This is a genomic window from Streptomyces sp. NPDC024555 (assembly GCF_055559335.1).
Window position 1 is genome coordinate 615,222 of sequence record NZ_JBVHKV010000001.1, and the last position, 15,226, is coordinate 630,447.

Here is a 15,226-nt window from a genome sequence, read left to right on the forward strand (position 1 = left end):
GGTATCGGCCGCACCACGCAGGCCGCGGCGCCTCTCGTGCGCGCCGCGAGCCCCTCCCGTGCCCTTGTTTCCCGGGGAGGGACTTTCACATTGACTCGCTCATCCAGCGGGTGGAGACGCAGGCGTGCGTCCGGGCACCTCGCTCTCCTGATCACCCTGGCGATCACCGGCGGCGCCGGTGCGGCCGGCGCCGGGACGGCGGTGGCCGACACGGGGACGGCGGTGGCCGGGACCTCGGCGGCCGACACCGTGGTCGCGAGCCCGGGGGCGCGTTTCGTGCCCCGCATGACGCGGATCCTCAACGCCGGTGAGACCGGCTTCCTGACCGCGCAGGAGGGCGACGACCGGCTGCGCTGGATCGACTACGCCACCGGCACGGCCACGGTCCTGCCCGAACGGCTGCCGAAGCCGCTCGCGTACAACCCCGAGGAGGGGCGCGAGGTCGGCGCCTGGCCCACCGGGTTCGGCCAGGGCTCGGACACCGTCGCGGTCTACGCCGCGACACCGAGCCCGCAGGTGACGCTCCGGCAGGGCGCGGGCGGCGGGGCGACCACCGTCGTCCCGATCCCGGAGGGGCAGACGTACGTCCAGACGTACGGCACGACCGTCGTCACCCGCACCGGCACCGAGAAGGCCACCACGAGCCTCCATCTGCTGCGGCGGACGGCCGACGGGATCGAGGACCAGCGGCTGGAGGGGCTGCCCGAGGGGTGGAACCTGGGCCTCCAGGAGGGGGACGGCCGCTCGGCGCTCGTGCGCGGCATCCTCTGGGAGGACACCACCATGAAGAACGGGTGGTGGCTGGTCGACCTCGCGACCGGGGCGGTCAGGACCCTCGACGCGCACGCCGAATCGGTCAGCCTGACCCCGGACTCCGTCCTCCAGGTCGGTTCCTACGGCGGGGAGGTGCTGGACCGGAACGATCCGACGGCCGCGCCGCGCCCGCTGGACCTGCGGAACTTCTCGTACGACACGACGTTCCGGACCCTCGGTGACTCGCTGGTGGCGGTCGACCGCGCCAACGCGGGGAACAACGAGTACCGGGGGAACAGCCTGTCCCTGGTCGCGGACGGCTACTGGGGCGAGGAGCTCCTGGCCGTCGCGCACACGGACCTCACCCGGACGCCGGACGGCTCCCTCCTGGTCGCCGGGGCCGAGAAGCGGACCGATTACGGGGCCCTCGACTGGGGCTACTACCGGTTCACGGCGGGCGCCGACGGCACGGTGACGCGCACGCGCGTCGCGGACATCGAGGACATGCCCGCCCGCCCGGCCGGCATCGCGCTCGGCAGCGGCATCCTCACCACCGCCGACGACTCGTACCTCTACCAGCCGCACACGTACGTCGGCGGCTACCGGAGCACCTGGCTGAAGACCTCCGGCCGCCCCGAGGAGATCCGCACCACGCAGGACGGACTCATCGGCGGGCGGGACGCCGACTGCGGATGGACCGACGCCATCTACTGCGTGACCATGTTCGCGAGCGGCGACGGCTTCCACGGCCGCAAGGACGCCACCGAGCAGGACGTGACCCTGCTCTACCGCAACGGTGAGCAGAAATGGGGCCCGCAGCTCACCACCGGCCTGTCGTCGCCGGAACTCGTGGACCTCTCCGGCCGCTACGGCGTGATCGGCCAGGGCACGGGCGGAACCCAGCGGATCGCCGAGTTCAAGGGCGCCGACCCGGGCACGGTCGTGGAGACGGGGAAGCAGAGCGCCGCGCTGTGGGGCGGCACGCTCTGGAGCAACCTCCCGGGCTCGTCCACGATCACCTCGAAGACGCTGTCCACGGGCGCGGCCGGCGCCTCCTTCACCACGCCCAACGGATGCGTTCCCAGTGAGCTCCAGGCCGTGGGCCGGTGGGTGTACTGGGAGTGCCGGGACGGCTCCTGGGTCCGGGGCGCCGGGATCAGCGACCGGCAGACCGGCCGGACGACGACCGCGCCCGAGGGCCCCGGCCTGCTGGGCGACGGCTACTTCGTCGCGTACACGGAGAAGGACGGTCTGACCGTCTACGACCTGCACAGCGGTCTGCCGGCCTCGGGCGCGTACGCGGACCTGCCCCGGCGGGTGCTGGTGAACGCGGCGGACCTGGGCGACAGCACGGTGCGGCGCTCCGGCTGGACCGTCGACCGCTTCGGCGGGCATGTCGCGTACACCGGGCAGGACCGCCGCGTGCGGATCGTCCCGACCGGCATCGCCGCGTCCCCGCTGTCGGTCATCGACACCCGGGCCCCGGCCGCCTCGCTCGACCTGCGCGCCTCGGCGCCGCGGTGGACGGGCACCTGGTGGCTGTCCAAGCCGGCCGCCTCCTGGCAGCTGACCGTCAAGAACAAGGCCTCCGGCAAGGTCGTCCGCACGGTCTCCGGCGGCGAGGTCCGCGGCTCGCTCACCGCCGTCTGGGACGGCAAGGACACGGCCGGCCGGCTCGTCGGCAACGGCGCGTACACCTGGACGCTGACGGCCGTGCCGGCGGACGGCCAGGGCGCCGCCCTCTCCGTCTCGAACACGGTGAAGGTCACCGGCGGCGCCGCCGTCGCCCGCGACTTCACGGGCGACGACGGCTTCGGCGACCTCCTCGCGTTCACCCCGGCGGGCGTCGCGGACTTCCGCGCCGGTACCGGTACGGGCACCGGCCGGGTCGACGCCAAGGTCTCCGGCGCGGGCTGGACCGGCACCTCCACGGTCACGGCCGCCGTCCCGTTCGACGACGGCGACGGCGACCGCTGCAACGACGTCCTCGTGCGGGTGAAGAGCGGCGAGCTGCGCGCCTACCGCCCCGCGTGCGGCGCCGCGTTGACGCCGTCGACGCCGTACACGAAGGTCGGCCTCGGCTGGAACGTCTACGACACGCTGACGTCCCCCGGCGACGTGACCGGCGACGGCCGGGCGGACCTGATCGCCCGCGAGACCACGACCGGTCTGCTCTTCCTCTACGAGAGCAAGGGCGCGGGCGTCTTCAAGGCCCGCCTCCAGATCGGCAAGGGCTGGAAGGGCTATCTGCTGGCCGGCGCCGGCGACCTCAACGGCGACGGCAGGCCGGACCTCCTGGCCCGCGACACCGCCGGCGTCCTCTGGCGCTACCCGGCCGACGGCACCGGCGCGACGACCCTGGGCACCCGCGTGAAGGTCGGCGGCGGCTGGCAGGTCTACGACGCCCTCGTGGGCGTCGGCGACATCAGCGGCGACGGCCGGGCGGACCTCCTGGCCCGCGACACCTCCGGCGCGCTCTGGAGCTACCAGGGCGACGGCAAGGGCCTGTTCGCCACCCGCGTCAAGATCGGCGGCGGCTGGCTCATGTACGACCGCCTCGCCTGACCCCGCACCGACGGAAGGCGCCCCCGCTCCGGCGGGGGCGCCTTCCCCGTTCCACCCCACCCGGAACCCCCGCCGACCGATACCCGATCGGCGGCCGGGCCGCGGCGGGCTATGCTCGGGGGTGATGTGCCGAGGGCCGTTAGCTCAATTGGTCAGAGCAGCGGACTTTTAATCCGTTGGTTGTGGGTTCGAGTCCCACACGGCCTACGCGACGCAGGGCGGGGGAAACCCTTCTGACCTGCGAGGGAGCGCCCCGCCCGGTGTCGACCGGGCGGGGCGCTCCGGCGTTCAGCCCTCGTGGAGGGCCTTCTTGAGGGCGTCGGTCGCCAGATGGCGGGCGACGTTGGCGGCGCGGGTGTCGCGGAGGCTGTCCAGGAGCAGGAAGTCGTGGACCATGCCGGCGACCCGGACCGAGGTGACGTCGACACCGGCCTCGCGGAGCTTGTTCGCGTACATCTCGCCCTCGTCGCGCAGGACGTCCGCCTCGTCGGTGATGACCAGCGTCGGCGGCAGCCCCTTGAGCTGATCGAGGGTCGACCGAAGCGGGGAGGCGTAGTGCTGCTTCCGCTCGGCGGGGTCCGTCGTGTACGCGTCCCAGAACCACTTCATCCCGTCGCGGGTGAGGTAGTAGCCCTCGGCGAACTGGTGGTACGACGGGGTGTCGAAGTCGGCGTCCGTCACCGGGTACAGCAGGACCTGGGCCTTGAGGGCGATGCCGTCCTCGCGCTCCTTGTTCATGAGCGCGAACACCGCGGACATGCACCCGCCGACGGATTCGCCGGTCACCGCGACGCGTGAGGCGTCGAGGCCGTGGTCGGCCCCGTTCTTGCGGACCCACTGGCCGACGGCGTAGTTCTGCTCGACCTGCGTCGGGTACTTCGCCTCCGGCGCCCGGTCGTACACGGGGAAGACACCGGCGGCACCCGCCCCGACGACCAGCTCGCGGAAGAGCCGGTCGTGCGTCTTGTCGTCGCCGAAGACCCATCCGGCGCCGTGGATGTAGACGACGACCGGGAGCGGCCCGGACGCGCCCTTGGGGCGGATGATCCGCGTCCTGACCGTGCCCCACTCACCGGCGTCGACGTCCACCCACTCCTCGTCGACCTCCGGACGGGGAACGCCCTCGCCGCTCTGCAGACCCGCGAGGATGTCGCGGCCCTGCTCGGGCGGTACCTCGTAGATCCGGGGATGCGGGTCGGTGGCTTCGGCGAGTTCCCGCGCGGCGCGCTCCAGATAGGGCGTGACGGGCGGGGGCTGCTGCGTCATGAGCACTCCAGTGCGTGCGGGCGCCCCGGGGGCGGGGCACGGGCCCCCCTGTTCCGGCTCTTCCGCTCCCATGATTCCCGTGTACGGGGCCGCCGCAAGCGGGGAGACGAGGACACCGTGCCGAGGCGCGGCCGGTGCCCCGGGAACACGCCGGCGGGCGCACCGGTCCGAGGTCCGGTGCGCCCGCGGTCCCTTACGGGCGAGCGTCAGTCGCAGGTGTTGGAGGTGTAGCTCGCGTCGTGCCAGACGTTCTTGTGGTAGAAGCGGTACTTTCCGGACGCCGTCCGGTAGAAGTCGAAGTAGTACTTCGCGCCGTGGTACCGCAGCTTGTACTTCGTGGAGTCGCCCGAGCCGGTGCCGAGGTACTGAAGCTCCCCGGCGCCGGTCGACGCGTTCCACTGGCTGTCCGCGGCGCCGAAGGTCTGCGGGCCGACCTCGCCGTCCACCCCGAGACCCCAGGTCTTCTGGAGGCTCTTCGTGGCCGCCGCGGTGTTCGGGCCGAAGTGGCCGTCGATGTCCGCCATGTCGAACGCGGTGCCGTCGCTCTCCTTGGCGCCCTCCGCCAGGAGGATGATCTGCCACAGGCAGGTCGCGTTGGAGCTGGCGTACGACGAGGTGGAGAGGTTGCCCTCGTCCCCGAAGTCGTCGTAGAAGGAGTCGGCGCCGCTGACGTAGCCGCTGGAGGCGGAGGCCGCGGCGGGTGACGCGCCCACGGCCAGGGTGCCTGCGGCGAGCGCGGCGACGGTGGCGATGCCGAGCCGGGCACGCGTGGTACGGAAGCTCATGATGGGTCCTTCCCCCGTTGGTTCGAGCAAGGTGTTCTTGCCGTGACCATGCTGCGAGGGAAGGGGTGGTGCCGGTACCTGCAACATTTCAGGGGGGGGCAGGGTGCGGCGCGGCCTCCGGACCGGGACCGACGACGGCGCCGGTCCTCGGGTGAGGTCCGGCGCCGTCGTGTTCCGCGGTCAGGCCAGCAGCTTGGTCTTCGCGCGCTGGTACTCGTCCTCCGAGATCGCGCCCTTGGCCTTGAGGTCCGCCAGTTTGGACAGATCGTCGACGTGTCCGCCGCCGTGCTGCGCGTCCGAGGTGCCCGCGGCATCCCGTACGTACGCCTTGAACGCGGCCTCGCGGTCCTTCGCGTCCTTCATGTCGCGCTGCCCCATGGACCTGCCCCGGGCGATCACGTAGATCAGGACACCCAGATACGGCAGCACCAGAGCGAGGATCAGCCAGCCCGCCTTCGCCCAGCCGCCGAGGTCGTCACTGCGGAAGATGTCCATGATGACCCGGAACAGCAGGAACAGCCACATGATCCAGAGGAAGAACCAGAGCATGGTCCAGAACAGGTTGAGCAGGGGGTAGTCGTCCATCGTCCACTCCTGGCGCAGCGTCGAAATGGCTGAAACTGGAATCAGTCATATCACCGCATTTAGCCCCTCGCCCGTTGGTGTGGTCCCCCTTCCGCCGTGCGGGGGAGAGGGAGGGGCCGGGCGAGGGGCTGTGCGGCGCGGCGCCGGAGGGCGGCGGCTACTTCTCCGGTACGGAGACGGCCTTCGCGGACTCCGTGGACTCGGCGGCGGTCGCGTCGTCGGACTCGGCGACGCCCTCGGCCTTCGCGGACTCCTCGGCCTTCGCGGGCTCCCCGGCCGTGGCGGGCTCCTCGGGCTCCGGGGACGCCTCGGGTTCCGGGGCGGTCGTGGCCGGGGCGGTCCCGGTGGTCGCCGGAGCGGTCGCGGGGGCGGTGGCGGCGGTGTCCGCCGCCGTCTTCCTGCTGTGGACCATGATGCCGATGAAGCCCGCGATGAAGCCGCTGATCAGGCCGGATATCGCGTGGTTGACCGCGTTGACGGACTCGCTGCCCGGCAGGCCGATCGCGAAGTAGTTCACGACCGCGCTCATCACCGCGCCCATGACGCCGCCGATGAGTCCGCCCGTGGCGGCGGCGCGTACGGGGGAGGCCGGGGGCGCCGGGGCGGCCGGGGAAGCGGGGGCGTGGTCAGAGGTGAGCGGTGCGGTCATCGTCGAGGGCCCTCCAGACGGGTTGCGACGCGAGGCCGGGAGAGGCGTCCGGGCGCGATGACATGCGCGGTCGGCGGCCTGCTCGCACGGGCAGCCCACCGGACCGGGGGATGCAGCAGTTACCTTGCGGCAGAACACGTGTTCCTTGCAACACCTTCTCGCTTTCCACACCTTGACGGACCGACGGTCGGGCTGCACCTGTGCCGGACGTCAGGAGTCCCGGATTCCGCTCTCCAAGGGTGGCCGAGACGGCGTGCGTTCGGGATGGCTGGTTTCTACTCCCTTGGTTGCTTGGGGTGTTGGGGCGCGCAGGACGTGCAGGTGGCGCGCGCTCCGGCGTGTACGGAGAGGGGGTGGGGTGCGTGTGCGAGGGGGGGGTGCGGAGGGGGTGAACGGGGCGAGTGGTCACGAGTGCGTCGGGGATGGCGTAGAGTTGTGTTCACCGACGCGGGGTGGAGCAGCTCGGTAGCTCGCTGGGCTCATAACCCAGAGGTCGCAGGTTCAAATCCTGTCCCCGCTACTGAAACATCAGGCCCGGCACGCATACAGCGTGCCGGGCCTGATGCATGTGCGGGGCCTGATGCGTGTGCGGGGTCCCGTGGCCCGCGCCCCCTTCCCCCATTTGCCGACGAGCGTTCGCCCCGCGCGTCCGCCCGGGGAAACCTGGGGGCGGTGGTGCGGCACCGGCCGTGGCCGTCGAGGCGCCGGGCAGGAGGCCAGACAGGTGGGGAAGCGGGAGCGGCGGCGGACCGGGCCGGCCGGGGGCATCACGGCCCGCCGGTTCGTCCGTGCGCTTCCCGCGCTGATGATCGTCGGCGGGGTGGTGTTCGACGCGCTGACCCCGCCCCGGTTCACCGCCATCCCCCTCTTCGCGGCCGCCCCGCTGATCGCCGCCCCGCTGTTCTCGCGGGCCGGCACCGTCCGCACGGGCGCCGCCGCCCTGCTGGCCGTGTCCCTCCTGCGGATCTACCACGGCAGCCTGACCGGGCCCGTGATCATCATCGAACTGCTCACCGTCCTCACCGTCTCCGTCCTCGCCGTCGTGATCAACGGAGTCGTCCGGCGGGGCAACGAGCAGCTGGCCTCCGCCCGGGTCATCGCGGAGACCGCCATGCGGGCCGTGCTGCCGACCCCGCCCGAGCGCATCGGAGGGCTGCGGGTCGCCGCGCGGTACGAGGCGGCGCAGGCGGACGCCTATATCGGCGGCGACCTGTTCTCGGTGGCCGACAGCCCGCACGGGGTGCGGCTGCTGCTCGGGGACGTACGGGGCAAGGGGCTGGACGCGGTCGGGGCGGTGGCGGTGGCCATCGGCTGCTTCCGGGAGGCCGCCGAGCAGGAGGACGGCCCGGCGGAGGTGGCGGTGCGGCTGGAGCGGGCGCTGGCCCGGGAGTCGGACGTACGCGGGGGCCTCGACGCCTTCGAGGGGTTCATCACCGCCGTCCTGGCCGAGATCCCGGCGGGGGCGGGGCGGGTGCGCATCGTCAACCGGGGGCACCCCGAGCCCCTGCTGCTGCACGCCGACGGGGCGCTGGAGGTGCTGAGGCCCTCGGTGCCCGCGCTGCCCCTCGGGCTGGACCTGGGGACGTGGCCGGACCGGACCGACGAATGGGAGCTGCCCGCCGGGGCGATGCTTCTCTTCTACACGGACGGCCTCTCCGAGGCCCGTGACGCCGCAGGGGTGTTCTACGACCCCGCCGCCCGGCTGCGGGGCCGGATCTTCCCCGGCCCCGAGGAACTGCTGACGGCGCTCACCGAGGACGTGCGGCTGCACACGGGCGGGGAGACGACGGACGACATGGCGCTCCTGGCCGTCGCCCGGCCCGCCGAGGGGCAGCCCGACCGGCGCAGGACGGTGAAGATCGTCGGCAGGGGCGACGAGCAGGGCCACGGACCGTAACCGGGAGACCCCACTCCGCATAACATTTGACGCACTGTCAGAAACCGGGTGGTCGTCGAGGGGCGATGAACTCGCCCGATTCCACCCGGTTGTGTCCCGTAAAGTCCAGGCCAAGGGCGGGAACGATCAAGGGGAACGGCTTGGTATCGAGCCCGTCTGTCTATTAACGTTCGATAACGCAGCGCGGTTGTCCCAGCCGCCGTCAGTGGCGGCACCGTGCGCGAGCGCCGAATTCCGCAAGGGAACCGGGGAACCACCTACATGGGGTGAATCGGGCATCTCTGTCTCGCCTGTCGAGGCCGGGAAACCCGTAGGAGACCTTCCTGCTCCGAACCCGTCAGCTAACCCGGTAGGCGAGAAGGAAGGAAAGGAGTGCGCCTCCGTGGCGTCCAACAAGCCTGCCCCCGAAGGCTCTTCCCGCTTCGGGTACGACTACGGCAACGACTTCGCGCCCGAGCGCGGGATCGATCGGGGCGACGGCTTCGCGGCCGGCTTCCGTACCGAGGAGGCCGGGTCCGATCAGGCCTGGGAGGAGTGGAACCCCACCGAGGAGTCCATCCGTCCCGTACGCGGCAGGCACCGCGTCGCCAAGCAGCGCAACGGTCTGGCCCGCAGCTCCACCGTCCTCGGCGTCGGTGTCATCGCGGCCGTCGGAGCGGGTGGCATGGCCACCGCCCAGAGCAAGCCGCCGGTCTCCATTTCTCTTCCCGATTCCATCGCGGACAACCTTCCGGCCGCCAAGTCGCTGCCCGGCGTGGGCGCGCTCTTCTCGTCCGACAAGGCCGAGACCCCCGAGGAGAAGGCCGAGGCGGCCATCGCCGCCGCACCGCTGACCTCCGCCGGTGTGACCACCGCCGAGGCCGAGCAGGGCACCACCGACGCCGGTGAGGCGCTGCGCGCCCGCATCCTCCAGCAGGCCGAGCAGCAGCAGGACGCCGCCGCCGCCGAGGCGAAGGCCGCCGAGGAGAAGGCCGCGGCCGAGAAGGCGGCGGCCGAGGCCAAGAAGAAGCAGGACGCCGCCGAGGCCAAGCTCGCCGCCGAGAAGAAGAAGGCGGCCGAGGAAGCGGCGAAGAAGGCCGAGGCCCTGCGGCTGGCCAAGCTCGCCGCGAGCTACGCCATCCCCACCTCCTCGTACACGATCACCTCGACCTACGGCGAAGCCGGTTCGATGTGGTCCTCCGGCTACCACACGGGCCTCGACTTCGCCGCCCCGACGGGCACCCCGATCAAGGCCATCCACACCGGCACCGTCAAGTCGGCCGGCTGGTCCGGGTCCTACGGCTACCGCACCGTCCTGGAGCTGGAGGACGGCACCGAGCTGTGGTTCTGCCACCAGTCCTCGATCGGCGTCAGCGTCGGCCAGAAGGTCACCACCGGGGACGTCATCGGCAACGTCGGCGCGACCGGCAACGTGACCGGCCCGCACCTCCACCTGGAGGTCCACACCGCGGACGGCACCGGCGTCGACCCCATGGCCTGGCTGAACGCCCGCGGCCTGACCGTCTGACAGCCTTCCCCGAGGCGCTCTGAGAAACCCCGGCAGCCCTGACGCTGACCCCCCGACGTCAGGGCTGCCGGTCTGCCCGCGCCCGGCCGCCCGGGGGCTTCCGGGTACTTCCCGTGTACCGGGCACGGAATAGCGGCCCGGGTGGGAAGGGTTGTTCACCCCATGACTTCCCTTCGCCCCCTCGGCACCTCCGGTCTCCAGGTCTTCCCGCTCTCCCTCGGCGGCAACGTCTTCGGCTGGACGGCCGACGAGACGCAGTCCTTCGCCGTGCTCGACGCCTACACGGCCGGTGGCGGCAACTTCATCGACACGGCCGACACCTACTCGTCCTGGATCCCCGGCAACGTCGGCGGCGAGTCGGAGACCATCATCGGCAAGTGGCTCACCGCGCGCGGCAACCGCGACGACGTGGTCGTGGCGACGAAGGTCGGCGCCCACCCCGACTACAAGGGCCTCTCCGCCGCCACCGTCAAGGCCGGTGCGGAGGAGTCGCTGCGCCGGCTCGGCACCGACCGCATCGACCTCTACTACACGCACTTCGACGACGAGACCGTTCCGGTCGAGGAGATCATCACCGCGCTCGACCAGCTGGTGAAGGAGGGCAAGGTCCGCGAGATCGCCGCCTCCAACATCAGCCCGGAGCGGCTGCGCGCCTCGCTGGAGTTCTCCGAGCGCGAGGGCCTCGCCCGGTACGTGGCCCTCCAGCCGCACTACAACCTCGTCTCCCGGGACACCTACGAGGGCGAACTCCAGGAGACCGCCGCCCGCGCCGGACTCGCGGCCGTCCCCTACTACGCCCTCGCCGCCGGATTCCTCACCGGCAAGTACCGCCCGGGGACGACCGTCGACAGCGCCCGCGCCGGCAGTGCCTCCGCCCATCTGGAGTCCGCGCGCGGACAGAAGGTGCTCGCCGCACTGGACGCCGTGGCGACCGAGCGCGAGGCGGAGATCGCCACCGTGGCGCTGGCGTGGCTGGCCGCCCGGCCGACCGTCGCCGCGCCCATCGCCTCGGCCCGCACCGTCGAGCAGCTTCCCGCCCTGCTCGCCGTCGCCGACCTCCACCTGACCGACGCGGAGCTGGCCCGCCTCACCGAGGCCTCCGCCTGACCGCACCGGCCTCCCGGCGCCCCGAAGCCGGCACGACGCGATGCCCCGACGCCCCCGCGGCCTTCGGGCCATCGTCCTTCTCCGCCCCGGGGGCCGCCCGCCCCTGGAGCCGCCTGCTCCGGGGCCGTCAGCCCCGGGGGCCCGCCTGCGGATCGTACGGAAGCGGGCCGCCGCCCTGATACGGGACGGGCCCGGACTCGTACGGGGCCTGGCCCGCCGGGTACGTGACCTGGCCGCCCGGATACGGGGCCTGACCGGTCGGATACGGGGCCTGGCCGGTGGGGTAGGGAACGGGGCCGCCCCGGTACGGCACGGGGCCTCCCTCGTACGGGAGCGGCCGGGGCCCGTACGCCTGGCCCGGGTACGGCGAAGGCACCGGCGGGGCGAAGCGGGGGCGGAGCCGGCCCGTGGCGTGGGCCGCGTGGACCAGGGCGGGGCCTGCCGTGCCGCGGCGCTGCCACAGATGGTGCAGCAGCTCCAGCTCCCGTTCGGCGAAGTCGGGTCCGGCCGTGCCCCGGCGGGCCTGGCGGCGCAGGAACGCGAGGGAGGTCGCGAACGACTCGTACTCGGCGACCGTACGGGCCGCGGCCTTCTCGCGGGCCTTCGCCTCCTTCCGGGCCCGGCCCGGCGGCGGGGCGGGGGCCGGTACGAGCTGCGGGGCGGGGGCCGGTATGAGCTGCTGGGCCGGGAAGGGGTGCGTCCCCGGTCCGTGGTGCAGGCGGCGCGCGATGTCGCGGGCCATGCCCCGGGCCCGCATCGAGGACAGGGCGAGCGGCTCGGCGGGCGACAGCCAGCCCGCCGCGGCGTATGCCGGGAGCTCGACGACCAGGGTGCGCAGATCCCGCTGCCGGGACCAGATCGCCAGCCAGGTCACCAGCCCGAACACCGGGACCATGAACGCCCCGTACACGGCGTAGAACCCGTACGGCCCGAAGGAGGCGGAGCCGTTCCACAGGGCGTGCATGCCCATCGCGAGGAGCAGGCCGAGGACCGGCGGCCCGAAGCGCCGCAGGCGCTGGTGGCGGGCCGCGCCGGCCGCGATGCCGAAACCGATGCCCGTCAGCACGGTGAAGAGCGGATGCGCGAACGGCGACATCACCGCGCGGACGAAGAACGTCGCCACGGTCACCGAGGCGAAGCCCGAGCCCAACTGCTGGTCCTCACCGAAGGCGTTGCCCAGATAGAGGATGTTCTCCGTGAAGGCGAAGCCCGTGGCGGCGAAGCCGGCGATCACCACCCCGTCGACGACACCGCCGAAGTCCCGTCTGCGGAACAGGAAGAGCAGGAGCACGGCCGCGGCCTTGGCGCTCTCCTCCACCACGGGGGCGATGACCGTGGCGCCCAGGGTGTCCGCGTGCCCCGGGTCCGCCGTGGCCGTGGCGATCCACCGCGCCGCCATCGAATTGGCCAGGATCGCGATCAGGGCGGCCGCACAGGCCCCCCAGGCGAAGGCGAAGAGCATCGTGCGCCACGGGCCCGGATCGACCCGGTCCAGCCAGCGGAAGGCCGTCATCAGCACGGGAACGGGCAGCACGGCCAGTCCGAGGCCGACGAGGAAGCCCCGGGTCCCGGTCTGGTCGCGGACCAGGGCGAGGATCACCAGTCCGCAGAGCGCCAGCACCGTGAAGACGGCGACGACGCGGAGGGTCCGGCTCCGCCACAGCATGCCGACCCCGCGCGGCCGGTAGCGCCACTGGCCCCGCTCCGGCACGGCAGCCAGGATCTCGCCGACCCGCTGCTCCTCGAGCACCGGGACGGCCGGCTGCCGCTGTTGCTGCACGGACCCGTCGGACACCCTTCGACCCTAACGACCGGGACTGACAACGGCCATGGAGTAGGGACGAACCGGCCGACGGACGACGCCCGCGCCCCGTCCGCCCGTGCCCCGTCCGTCAGCGGCGCGCGAAGAGCAGGTCGTGGACCGCATGGCCCTTGTCCAGGCCCTGGCCCTCGAACCGGGTCAGCGGCCGGAACGCAGGCCGTGGCGCGTAACCGCCGTCGGCCGCCGTGTTCTCGAAGCGGGGGTGCGCGGTCAGCACCTCCAGCATCTGCTCGGCGTACGGCTCCCAGTCGGTCGCGCAGTGCAGCACCGCGCCGGGCTTCAGCCGCTGCGCCGCCAGGTCGAGGAACTCCGGCTGGATCAGCCGGCGCTTGTGGTGGCGCGCCTTGGGCCACGGGTCGGGGAAGTACACCCGCATCCCGTCGAGGGCGTCCGGCGGAAGCATCTCGCGGAGCAGGATGATCGCGTCGCCGTTGGCGACCCGGATGTTGGTGAGCCCGTTGCGGTCCGCGAGGCCGAGCAGATTGCCCTGGCCCGGGGTGTGCACATCGACGGCGAGGATGCCGGTGCCCGGGTCGTCGGCGGCCATCTGGGCGGTGGCCTCGCCCATGCCGAAGCCGATCTCCAGGACCACCGGGAGCCCGTCGAACAGCGTGGGCAGGTCCAGGACGCTCAGCCCGTCGATGTCCAGGCCCCACTTCGGCCAGAGCCGCTCCAGCGCGTTCTGCTGGCCGGTCGTGACCCGGCTGCGGCGCGGCTGGAAGCTGCGGATGCGGCGCTCGTGGTGCGATCCGGCCGGGTCTGCCGAGGGGCCGCCGGGGAAGCGGGGCTCCTGGCGCAGTCGGCGCGCGCGGTCCAGCGAGGCGGCGCGCAGCTCGTCCGGGATACCGGCGGTGGCGGACTCCCGGCCGTCCGGTGATCCGGCGGGGGGCGTCGCGGGGGAGTTCATGGGCTCAGACACAATGCCCCGATTCTACGGCGGGCGGCTTCCACCCCGTCGCCCGTGCCCGGAGCAGCGCCCTGCGTGCCACCTCCCGCCCGATGGGCAGCGAGGCGGTGGCGGCGGGGGACGGGGCGTTCAGCACATGCACGGTGTGCGGGGCCTCGCGGATCAGGAAGTCGTCGACGAGCGTGCCGTCGCGCAGCACGGCCTGGGCCCTGACCCCGGCGGGGGAGGGGCGCAGATCGGCCTCGGTGACCTCGGGCAGCAGCCGGCGCACGGCGGCGGTGAACGCGTGCTTCGACAGCGAGCGGTGCACCTCGCCCGCCCCGTACCGCCAGTGTCTGCGGGCGATCTGCCAGGAGCCGGGCCAGCTGAGCGTGGACAGCAGCTCGCGGGGGCGGACGACCGGCCAGCCGTAGCCCTCGCGGGCCAGTGCGGGGACCGCGTTGGGGCCGACGTGGACACCGCCGTCGTGGCCCCGGGTGAGATGGACGCCGAGGAAGGGGAAGGCGGGATCGGGCACGGGGTAGACCAGACCGCGCACCAGCTCGGGGCGGGTCAGCTCGTAGTACTCCCCCCGGAAGGGCACGATCCGCATGCCCGGGTCGTCGCCCGCCAGCCGGGCCACCCGGTCGCAGTGCAGCCCCGCGCAGTTGACCAGCACCCGGGACCGCACCACCAGGCCGTCCGCCGTGCGGACCGCGACGCCCCAGGGCCGTCGGTCGATCGCGGTGACCTCGGCGCCGAAGCGGATCAGGCCGCCGGCGTTTCGCACCTCGTCGGCGAACCGGTTCGCCACCGCGCCGAAGTCGCACACCCCCGTGGTGCCCACCCGGATCGCGGCGAGGCCGCGGACGTGCGGCTCGTGCTCGGAGATCTGCGCGGGGCCCAGCTCGCGCACCGGCAGTCCGTGCTCCCGGCCGCGCTGGACGAGGGCGTGGAGCCGGGGCAGCTCGGAGCGCTCGGTGGCCACGATGAGCTTGCCGGTCACCGCGTGCCGGATGCCGTGCTCGCGGCAGAAGTCGATCATCTCGGCGCCGCCGCGGACCGCGTACCGCGCCTTGAGGGAGCCCGGCGGGTAGTAGATCCCGCTGTGGATCACCCCGCTGTTGCGGCCGGTCTGGTGGAGCGCGGGGGCCGCTTCCTTCTCCAGGACCGTCACCCGGGTGCCCGGCGCGCTCCGCGTGAGCGCGTACGCGGCCGACAGGCCGACGATCCCGCCGCCGATCACCAGCACGTCGCAGTCGTACGCCGCGTGCGTCATCACCACGCCACCTCCCACCCCGATAGTGCACTGGCCCACTGACAACGCACTCAAACCCCCGCGGGCACAGCGTGGCGCATCCCGTGCCCGCACGGCGGGGGCGGGGCCCGCCGCCGCCCCGGTCC

The 15,226-nt window shown here is 72.9% G+C and carries 11 protein-coding genes, 2 tRNA genes and 1 riboswitch; of the genes, 6 read left to right on the forward strand and 7 right to left on the reverse strand.

Annotated features, from left to right (window positions below):
- Window positions 1–90: 90 nt before the first annotated feature.
- Window positions 91–3,318 carry an FG-GAP repeat domain-containing protein gene (locus ACZ4FH_RS02550; RefSeq protein WP_467301701.1) on the forward strand — a complete coding sequence of 1,076 codons (3,228 nt, stop codon included), beginning with the start codon at window positions 91–93 and terminating at the stop codon, window positions 3,316–3,318.
- Window positions 3,319–3,451: 133 nt separating this feature from the next.
- Window positions 3,452–3,525, forward strand: a tRNA-Lys gene (locus ACZ4FH_RS02555).
- An 81-nt stretch (window positions 3,526–3,606) separates the two neighbouring features.
- Here the strand turns inward: ACZ4FH_RS02555 and ACZ4FH_RS02560 are convergent.
- From ACZ4FH_RS02560 to ACZ4FH_RS02575, 4 genes are all read right to left on the reverse strand, one after another.
- Entirely contained in the window at window positions 3,607–4,584 is a 978-nt protein-coding gene (locus tag ACZ4FH_RS02560; protein WP_467301702.1) for an alpha/beta hydrolase, read from the reverse strand.
- Window positions 4,585–4,790: 206 nt separating this feature from the next.
- Entirely contained in the window at window positions 4,791–5,369 is a 579-nt protein-coding gene (locus ACZ4FH_RS02565; RefSeq protein ID WP_467301703.1) for a peptidoglycan-binding domain-containing protein, read from the reverse strand.
- Window positions 5,370–5,549: 180 nt separating this feature from the next.
- Window positions 5,550–5,954, reverse strand: a complete 405-nt coding sequence (locus ACZ4FH_RS02570; RefSeq protein ID WP_467301704.1) for an SHOCT domain-containing protein — start codon at window positions 5,952–5,954, stop codon at window positions 5,550–5,552.
- Between the two features lie 157 nt (window positions 5,955–6,111).
- The gene (locus ACZ4FH_RS02575) at window positions 6,112–6,603 is read right to left on the reverse strand and encodes a hypothetical protein (protein WP_467301705.1); all 492 of its coding nucleotides are present in this window, start codon (window positions 6,601–6,603) and stop codon (window positions 6,112–6,114) included.
- A 446-nt stretch (window positions 6,604–7,049) separates the two neighbouring features.
- Between ACZ4FH_RS02575 and ACZ4FH_RS02580 the strand changes: the two genes are divergently transcribed.
- The 4 genes from ACZ4FH_RS02580 to ACZ4FH_RS02595 all read left to right on the forward strand — a co-directional run bounded on the left by ACZ4FH_RS02580 (window position 7,050) and on the right by ACZ4FH_RS02595 (window position 11,114).
- Window positions 7,050–7,123: transfer RNA gene (locus ACZ4FH_RS02580), tRNA-Met, on the forward strand.
- Between the two features lie 204 nt (window positions 7,124–7,327).
- Complete coding sequence (locus ACZ4FH_RS02585) at window positions 7,328–8,500, forward strand: PP2C family protein-serine/threonine phosphatase (RefSeq protein ID WP_467301706.1); 1,173 nt, start codon at window positions 7,328–7,330, stop codon at window positions 8,498–8,500.
- Between the two features lie 215 nt (window positions 8,501–8,715).
- A riboswitch (cyclic di-AMP (ydaO/yuaA leader) is annotated at window positions 8,716–8,871 on the forward strand.
- An 11-nt stretch (window positions 8,872–8,882) separates the two neighbouring features.
- Window positions 8,883–10,007 (forward strand): M23 family metallopeptidase, encoded by a 1,125-nt coding sequence (locus ACZ4FH_RS02590; protein WP_467301707.1) that lies wholly within the window; start codon window positions 8,883–8,885, stop codon window positions 10,005–10,007.
- Window positions 10,008–10,169: 162 nt separating this feature from the next.
- Window positions 10,170–11,114, forward strand: coding sequence for an aldo/keto reductase (locus tag ACZ4FH_RS02595; RefSeq protein ID WP_467301708.1), 945 nt, complete (start codon window positions 10,170–10,172; stop codon window positions 11,112–11,114).
- A gap of 127 nt (window positions 11,115–11,241) precedes the next feature.
- Here the strand turns inward: ACZ4FH_RS02595 and ACZ4FH_RS02600 are convergent, their stop codons facing one another.
- From ACZ4FH_RS02600 to lhgO, 3 genes are all read right to left on the reverse strand, one after another.
- Window positions 11,242–12,909 carry a PrsW family intramembrane metalloprotease gene (locus tag ACZ4FH_RS02600; protein ID WP_467301709.1) on the reverse strand — a complete coding sequence of 556 codons (1,668 nt, stop codon included), beginning with the start codon at window positions 12,907–12,909 and terminating at the stop codon, window positions 11,242–11,244.
- 97 nt (window positions 12,910–13,006) lie between these two features.
- On the reverse strand, window positions 13,007–13,843 hold the full coding sequence (trmB, locus tag ACZ4FH_RS02605) for a tRNA (guanosine(46)-N7)-methyltransferase TrmB (RefSeq protein ID WP_467301742.1): 837 nt from the start codon (window positions 13,841–13,843) through the stop codon (window positions 13,007–13,009).
- A gap of 4 nt (window positions 13,844–13,847) precedes the next feature.
- Window positions 13,848–15,104, reverse strand: a complete 1,257-nt coding sequence (gene lhgO / locus ACZ4FH_RS02610; RefSeq protein WP_467301743.1) for an L-2-hydroxyglutarate oxidase — start codon at window positions 15,102–15,104, stop codon at window positions 13,848–13,850.
- Window positions 15,105–15,226: the final 122 nt, after the last annotated feature.